The sequence below is a fragment of the Streptomyces sp. AM 2-1-1 genome (assembly GCF_029167645.1).
Taxonomy (GTDB): Bacteria; Actinomycetota; Actinomycetes; order Streptomycetales; family Streptomycetaceae; genus Streptomyces.
On the sequence record NZ_CP119147.1, the window covers coordinates 3,850,652 to 3,857,500 of the forward strand.

5 protein-coding genes (1 of these 5 running past the window's edge) are annotated in these 6,849 nt (G+C 72.9%); 3 read left to right on the forward strand and 2 right to left on the reverse strand.

The features are described from left to right. Positions 1-96: 96 nt before the first annotated feature. Positions 97-1,002, reverse strand: a complete 906-nt coding sequence (locus PZB77_RS16735; RefSeq protein ID WP_275493401.1) for a TetR/AcrR family transcriptional regulator — start codon at positions 1,000-1,002, stop codon at positions 97-99. Positions 1,003-1,344: 342 nt separating this feature from the next. Here PZB77_RS16735 and PZB77_RS16740 point away from each other — a divergent pair, with 342 nt between their 5' ends. Both PZB77_RS16740 and PZB77_RS16745 read left to right on the forward strand, forming a co-directional pair. Continuing rightward, the gene (locus tag PZB77_RS16740; RefSeq protein WP_275493402.1) at positions 1,345-2,784 is read left to right on the forward strand and encodes an FAD-dependent oxidoreductase; all 1,440 of its coding nucleotides are present in this window, start codon (positions 1,345-1,347) and stop codon (positions 2,782-2,784) included. A gap of 592 nt (positions 2,785-3,376) precedes the next feature. Then, positions 3,377-5,161 (forward strand): SpoIIE family protein phosphatase, encoded by a 1,785-nt coding sequence (locus tag PZB77_RS16745; RefSeq protein WP_275493403.1) that lies wholly within the window; start codon positions 3,377-3,379, stop codon positions 5,159-5,161. 63 nt (positions 5,162-5,224) lie between these two features. On the opposite strand, the gene PZB77_RS16750 is transcribed toward PZB77_RS16745, so the two are convergent. Further along, a complete protein-coding gene (locus PZB77_RS16750; protein ID WP_275496090.1) occupies positions 5,225-6,541 on the reverse strand; it encodes an MFS transporter in 1,317 nt (438 codons plus the stop codon). Between the two features lie 154 nt (positions 6,542-6,695). On the opposite strand from PZB77_RS16750, the gene PZB77_RS16755 reads away from it, so the two are divergent. Beyond that, a protein-coding gene (locus tag PZB77_RS16755) for a MarR family transcriptional regulator (protein WP_275493405.1) crosses the window boundary here: on the forward strand, positions 6,696-6,849 show its beginning. 401 nt of this gene lie beyond the right edge of the window; 154 of the gene's 555 nt are visible here — the first part of the coding sequence; it begins with the start codon at positions 6,696-6,698; its stop codon lies beyond the right edge, outside the window.

Consider the following 6,849-nt stretch of genomic DNA (forward strand, 5'->3'; position numbering starts at 1 on the left):
ACCCCTTTCCCGACGGGCAACCGCCGCCGGACGAGCCGCGCGTGGCCCCTGCCGGTCGGCCGCGCCCTTCCGTGTCCGGTCCGGCGGCGCGCTCGCTCACGCGGGGCGCGAACGCAGTCCCTCCAAGAGGATGTCGAGCAGCCGTGCCGAGGCGGCGGACTGCTGGGCGGCGTCCGGCAGCAGGGGTGCGGAGGTGGCGATCACCAACAGCACGTCGGGCACCGTCACATCCGTGCGCAACTCTCCGGACTCCCGCGCGCGCTCCACGAGTCGGCCCACGACCTCCAGCAACTCGGCCGTGCCGGGACCCGCCTCGCCGTCCGGCGCGTCCGTCGGCCGCATCGCCGCGTGCGGGTCCGCCGGAACCGCACCCTGCCGCTGCTGGGGCACGCGCGCCCCGTCACCCCCGACTTCGGTGTATTGCGGGGCTCCGCCCACGGCGGACTCATCGACGCGCAGCACCTGCGGCGGCAGCAACCTCCCCGCACCGGACGCCACCGACGTCCGGAGGAAGCGGGAGAGCGCGGACCAGGGCTCGTCCTCCTGGCCCAGCGCGGCGCGCGCCTGTTCGGTCAGCCGAGCCGTCTCGGCCTCGGCTATTCGGCGCACCAGTACGTCCTTGCTGGGGAACCGGCGGTAGACCGTCCCCACTCCGACCCGTGCGCGCCGTGCGACGTCCTCCATCGGCGCGCCGTACCCCAACTCGCCGAAGACCTCCCGCGCAGCCCGCAGGACGTGCTCCAGATTCCGCTGCGCGTCCACGCGCAGCGGCGCCGAACGCGCCGCGCTGCCCGTGGTGGAACCGACGGCCGTGCCGAGCGCCGTACCGACCGGAACCACGGCTGCGGCGGCCGTGCTCGCCCCCCGCGTGCCGTCCGCTTCCACCGTTCCGCCCGGTCGGGACGGGTCGACGACGGTGAGCGTTCCCGGTGTGTTCAGCCGCGCGCCGACCTCGGTCGCGGACGGGACGGCAATCTGCCCATGCGAATCCTGAATGTGCATGACTTCCCCCGGTTATGACGTCTCCCCCCGGAGACTTCCCCTCCATGTGAACCGGGGTAAGGAGTGTCGAACTTCCCCATCCCCCACCCCGATCGGCTACGAACATAGTTGAGCGGGGGGCAATTCAGAAGGGGGTCGTTCCGCACGGAGCGCCCCTCGATCGGAGCAAGGACCCGATGATTCCTGTTTGCGCCCGTGTGCGCGCCCCCTGTTCCCCGTCTGACCTGCGGGGCTGCGTTCCCGGTGCTGACGGTTGGTGAGTCCGCGCGCCGGAGCGCCCCGGTCACACAATGTGCCAGGCCTGTGGACAAACCCGGGACTCCGTTGCGTCATGGGGTGGTGATGGCTCCAGAATCCCGGGGAACGGCCCCCGGAAACAAGCCCGGTGTGCGCATTCTCGTGGTCGGCGGAGGGTACGTCGGGATGTATACGGCGCTGCGCCTGCAGAGGAAGCTGAAACGTGGGTTGAGGAGCGGTGACGTCGAGATCACGGTGGTCACGCCCGACCCCTATATGACGTATCAGCCGTTCCTCCCCGAAGCGGCCGCCGGATCGATCTCGCCCCGGCACGTCGTCGTCCCGCTCCGCCGGGTCCTGCGCCTGTGCCGCATCGTGGTCGGCGAGGTGCGCGCCATCGACCACGCGCGACGGACGGCCACCGTGCGGACCCTCGCCACGGTCGGGGGCGAGGACGGGGGGGTCGCCATGCCGTACGACGAACTGGTCCTCGCCCCCGGATCCGTGTCCCGGACCCTCCCGGTGCCCGGACTCGCCGCGACCGGGATCGGGTTCAGGACGGTGGAGGAGGCGATCGGTCTGCGCAACCACGTCATCGAGCAGATGGACATCGCCTCGGCCACCCGGGACCCCGCCCTGCGCGACGCAGCCCTCACCTTCGTCTTCGTGGGCGGTGGGTACGCCGGGGTGGAGGCGCTCGCCGAACTGGAGGACATGGCCCGCTACACCGCCCGGTACTACCACAACATCCGTCCGGACGACCTGAGATGGATCCTCGTGGAGGCGAGCGGGCGCATTCTCCCCGAGGTCGGCGACGCCCTGGCCGCCCACGCCCTGCGGGAACTGCGCGGACGCAACATCGACGTACGCCTCGACACCCGGCTCGAGTCCTGCGAGGGCCGCGTCGCCGTGCTGAGCGACGGATCGCGCTTTCCGACCCGCACGCTCGTCTGGACGGCCGGGGTCAAACCGGCCCCCCTGGTCGCCACCACCGGCTTCCCGGTCACCGGACGGGGGAGACTGCGCTGCACCGCCGACCTCAGGATCGCCGGTACCCGGCACGCCTGGGCGGCGGGCGACGCGGCTGCCGTCCCCGATCTGACGGCATCGGATCCCGGCACGGTGACCGCGCCCAACGCCCAGCACGCCGTCCGCCAGGCGAAGGTCCTGGCGGAGAACGTCGTCGCCGCCCTCGACGGGCGGCCGCTCACCGACTACCGGCACGCGTACACCGGCTCGGTGGCCTCTCTCGGCCTCCACCGAGGGGTGGCCCACGTCTTCGGCCGGAAGGTGAAGGGGTACCCCGCCTGGTTCCTGCACCGGGCGTACCACCTCAGCCGGGTACCGACGTTCAACCGGAAGGCGCGCGTCCTTGCCGAATGGATCCTGTCCGGGCTCTTCGCACGCGAGATCGTCTCCCTCGGTTCGCTGGAGCACCCCCGTGCCGAGTTCCGGCTCGCGGCCGGTGGTACGGCCCCGCCCCGCACGCCTCCTCCCCGCCGCCGCCCCGGTTCCGTCGACGGGTCGCCGGAGCCGCCCGGCTGACCCCGGCGGGCCGCGCGGGACCGCGCGGTTCCCGCCGACGGGGAGGTACCAGATCCCGTCGTACCGCTGTCGACCGGCGCCGTAATGAGGTCGTACCGGCCGGAACCCGTACTCCCGCGCGGCCCCGGAAGGCCCGCACGGGCGGAGAGTGGACGAGAGTGGACCCGGGCGGCCGCCGCCCCCCGGAGAACGGCGGACGGAGGCGGCCGGGGACCCGTACCGACGGCCGAATGACGACTGTCAGTACGCTCCGTCACAATGGACGTGTGACCATAGGTACGTCCACATCTGCACAGAGTGACCCGGTCGACCGTGACCATCGGTGACGCCGGACCCCGCTCGGCGGACGCCGGCGGTCCCGGTCGGCAGCGACGTCGTACGGCCGGCGCGACACGACGTACCGCACGACCCCGGGGCGCCCCCGCAGCCCCTGGCCCCGGCGGAGGGTGGGGACGCGGTGGCGGCGGACGCGGCAGCCGCAGCCGCGGACGACGCTCCGCACGGTGAGACGGCGCCGGGGCTGACCCGGAGCAGAGACGCAGCAGAGCAGCCAGCCCGAGCGGACCAGACCGACACACGAGGCCAGAGATACGTGAACTTCACGCGCTGGAGCGCCCGTTTTCCCGGAACGCAACGTCGGGCCGCCGCCCGGGACGACCGCGGTTCCGTCCCCGCTGCGCGGGCCGCGTACGCACAGCCGGAAGTCGCCGCCGTGCCGGGGGAGACCGCCGCCCCGCGTGAGGCCGCCGACCCCCGGGATCCCGACGGCGCACCGGCTCCCGCTGCCCCGCGGGAATCCGACGGCGTACCGGCCACCGCAGTGCCGCCGGTTCCCGGCAGCGAGGACGGTGCCGGCGCCGTGCCCGTCCTCGACGACCTGCCGGCCCGCGAGATCCTCGGCCGGCTGCCCGCGCCCGTGGCGCTGTTCCACGGTCCCGACCACCGGGTCGCGTACGTCAACACCGCCTACGAGACCGCTTTCGGCAGCCGTCCGTGCGGGGTGCCCGCGGCCGAGGCCATGCCCGAGCTGGCCGAGCTCAGCGTGCTGCCGCTGATGGACCAGGTCCTGCGCAGCGGCACCCCGCGCACGGTCAAGTCGCGCAAGACCCTCGGTGGCGCCTCGTACACCGTCACCTGCACCCCGGTCGCCCCGTGGAGCCCCGACGACGGCCCGGTCGCGGACGGGGCGGGCGGCGTCCTGGTGCACGCCGCGGACGTCACCGACCACGCGGAGGCGGCCGAACGGCTCCGCACCAGTGAGCGCCGGCACCGCGAGATGGCCGTCACCCTGCAGCGGTCGCTGCTTCCGCAGGAGCTGGAGCAGCCGGACGACCTGCGGATCGCCGCCACCTACCAGCCCGGCGGCACCGACGCGGCGGTCGGCGGCGACTGGTACGACGTCATCACCCTCGGCGCCGGCCGTACCGCTCTCGTCATCGGCGACGTGATGGGCCGAGGGGTCCGCGCCGCCGCCGTCATGGGCCAGCTCCGCACGGCGGTGCGCGCGTACGCCCGCCTCGACCTGCCGCCGCACGAGGTGCTCCAGCTGCTCGACGGTCTGGCCGCCGAGATCGACGCCACCCAGATCGCCACCTGCGTCTACGCGGTGCACGACCCCAACGAGGGACACCTCGTCTTCGCCTCGGCCGGGCACCTGCCGATCCTGGTGTGCGACGAGGACGGGAGGGTGGACGTCGCCGAGGACCCGACGGGCCCGCCGCTCGGTACCGGTGGCTGGATCCACACCTCGGGCACGATCGCGCTGCCGCCCGGCTCGACCGCCGTCCTCTACACGGACGGCCTGGTCGAGCGCCGCAGCGAGGACATCGACGAAGGCGTGGCCGCGCTCGGCCGGGCGCTGTCGGGTGCGAAGGGATCGCCCCAGGTCGTGTGCGACCGGCTGATCCGCTCCCTCGGAGTGACGGCCGAGCACGACGACGACGTGGCGGTTTTGGTGATCCAGCATCCGGCGCGGAAGGGGGCGGACGCGGAGCTCTTCCACAACGCCTCGCTCGACCTGCTCGGCGGCGTGGAGGCGGCACCGCGCGCCCGCGCCTTCGCCACCGGCGTACTGACCTCCTGGCGTTTCTCCCCCGAACTCATCGATGTCGGGGTGCTCGCCGCGAGCGAGCTGGTCGCCAACTCCCTCCAGCACGGCACCCCGCCGACGCGACTGGGTCTGCGGCGCACCGACCGGCGGCTGATCATCGAGGTGACGGACGGCGACGACCACCTGCCGCGCCACCGGAGGGCGGAGCCGGGGGACGAGTCGGGGCGGGGCATCGCCATCGTCGCGGCGGTCGCCTCGTCCTGGGGCAGCCGGCGCACTCCGGGCGGCGGCAAGGCCGTGTGGTGCGAGTTCGCCCTGCCACGCTGAGCGCCGGCTCACCGAGCGGCCCCCCGCCGAGCGGTGTTCCGCCGGGGCAGGGGGCAGCCTCCCTCAGGCGGTCGGTACGCGTACCGGCACGGACACCGGCTCCGGCCCGGCCCCCGGTACGGACACCGCGACCACCCGGGAGGGCAGCGCGGCGAGCGAGGGCTGGTCCTGCACCGGCGTGAGCCGCCGGCCCAGCCGCAACGCCGCGACCGTGATCCCGAGCGAGACCAGCACGAACGTCGCGATGTACGGGCCGGGGAGGGACGCCCCCATCGGCCCGCCGACCGCCGGGCCGAGCGCCAGGGCGAGCTGCTTGCAGAGGGCGAACACCGAGTTGTACTGGCCGACCATCGATTCCGGCGCCAGGTCGGCGACGAGCGGCGCGACGGTGGGCGACAGCATCGACTCGCCGAGTCCGAAGAGGGCGTACGTCGAGATCATCGCGGCCGTGGCCATCGTCTGGCTGCCGTGACCGAGGCCCGCGTACCCGGCCACGACCCAGGCGAGGGCCCAGATCAGGCCGACCGCGGCGATCACCCGGCTGCGCTTGCGCCGCTCCACCAGCCGCAGCACGACGAACTGCGCGACGACGATGGCGGCGGTGTTGGCGGCCAGTGCCAGCCCCAGGGTGGACGGCTCGATGCCGGCGGCCTCGGTGCCGTACGCCGCGAGCCCGGACTCGAACTGGCCGTAGCAGGCGAAGAACACCACGAAGCCGAGGACGCAGAGCTGGACCATCGCGCGGTGCGACAGCATCGCCCGCAGTCCGCCCTCTCCCGCCGCGGCGGTGCGGACCCCTTCGGCGATGCGCGACATGTCGGGGGCGTGGGGGAGCCGCACGGTGCTCACGACGGCACCGAGCACCAGGAACATCACGGCCTCGACCACGAACAACAGGGTGAAGGTCCCCGGCCGGTCGGTGTCGACGATCTGTCCGCCGACCAGCCCGCCGATCCCCATGCCGAGGTTCTGCAGGAAGAACTGCATGGCGAAGGCGCGGGTGCGGGTCGTGCTGGTGGAGGAGCGGACGAGCAGGGTGGCCAGCGCCGGCTGCATGACCGCGGTGCCCGCGCCCAGTACGGCGGCCGACAGCACCGCCGTCGTCACGCTGCCCGCGAAGCCCAGCGCGGCGACGCCGACCGAAGCCACGACGGAAGCGGCCATGAGTACCGGCAAGGGGCCGCGCCGGTCGATGACCCGCCCGGTGAACGGCAGGACGACCAGAGCCGCCATGGCGAAGACCGCCAGCACGACTCCTGCCGTGCCGGCACCCAGACCGCGTACCTGCGCCACGTAGACGTACAGGTACGGCACGGTGAATCCGGTGCCGAACGCGCTCAGCGCGCTTCCGAGCTGAATCCGCCGCAGCGCTGCGCCCATCTCCCTGGTCACACTCACCTACCCCATGATCACGGGGCAGCACAGTGCGCCCCCGAACTACATCGACCCGAAGACTTTAACACTAAAGTTAGAACTTCAACAATCAACGTCGAAGGACTTCGAAGGGTGTGGTCTTGCATGCGATACTGCGGCCATGTCCGAAACCACCGAGATCGGCCCCGACGAGCCGAGCCTCGACGAGCAGATCGCGGCCTACCAGCGCGAATTCAGCGACCTGGACCCGCAGGTCGAGCAGCTCGTCTCGGCTCTGGGGCGGCTCAACCGCCGGATGAACGTCGCCTACGGCA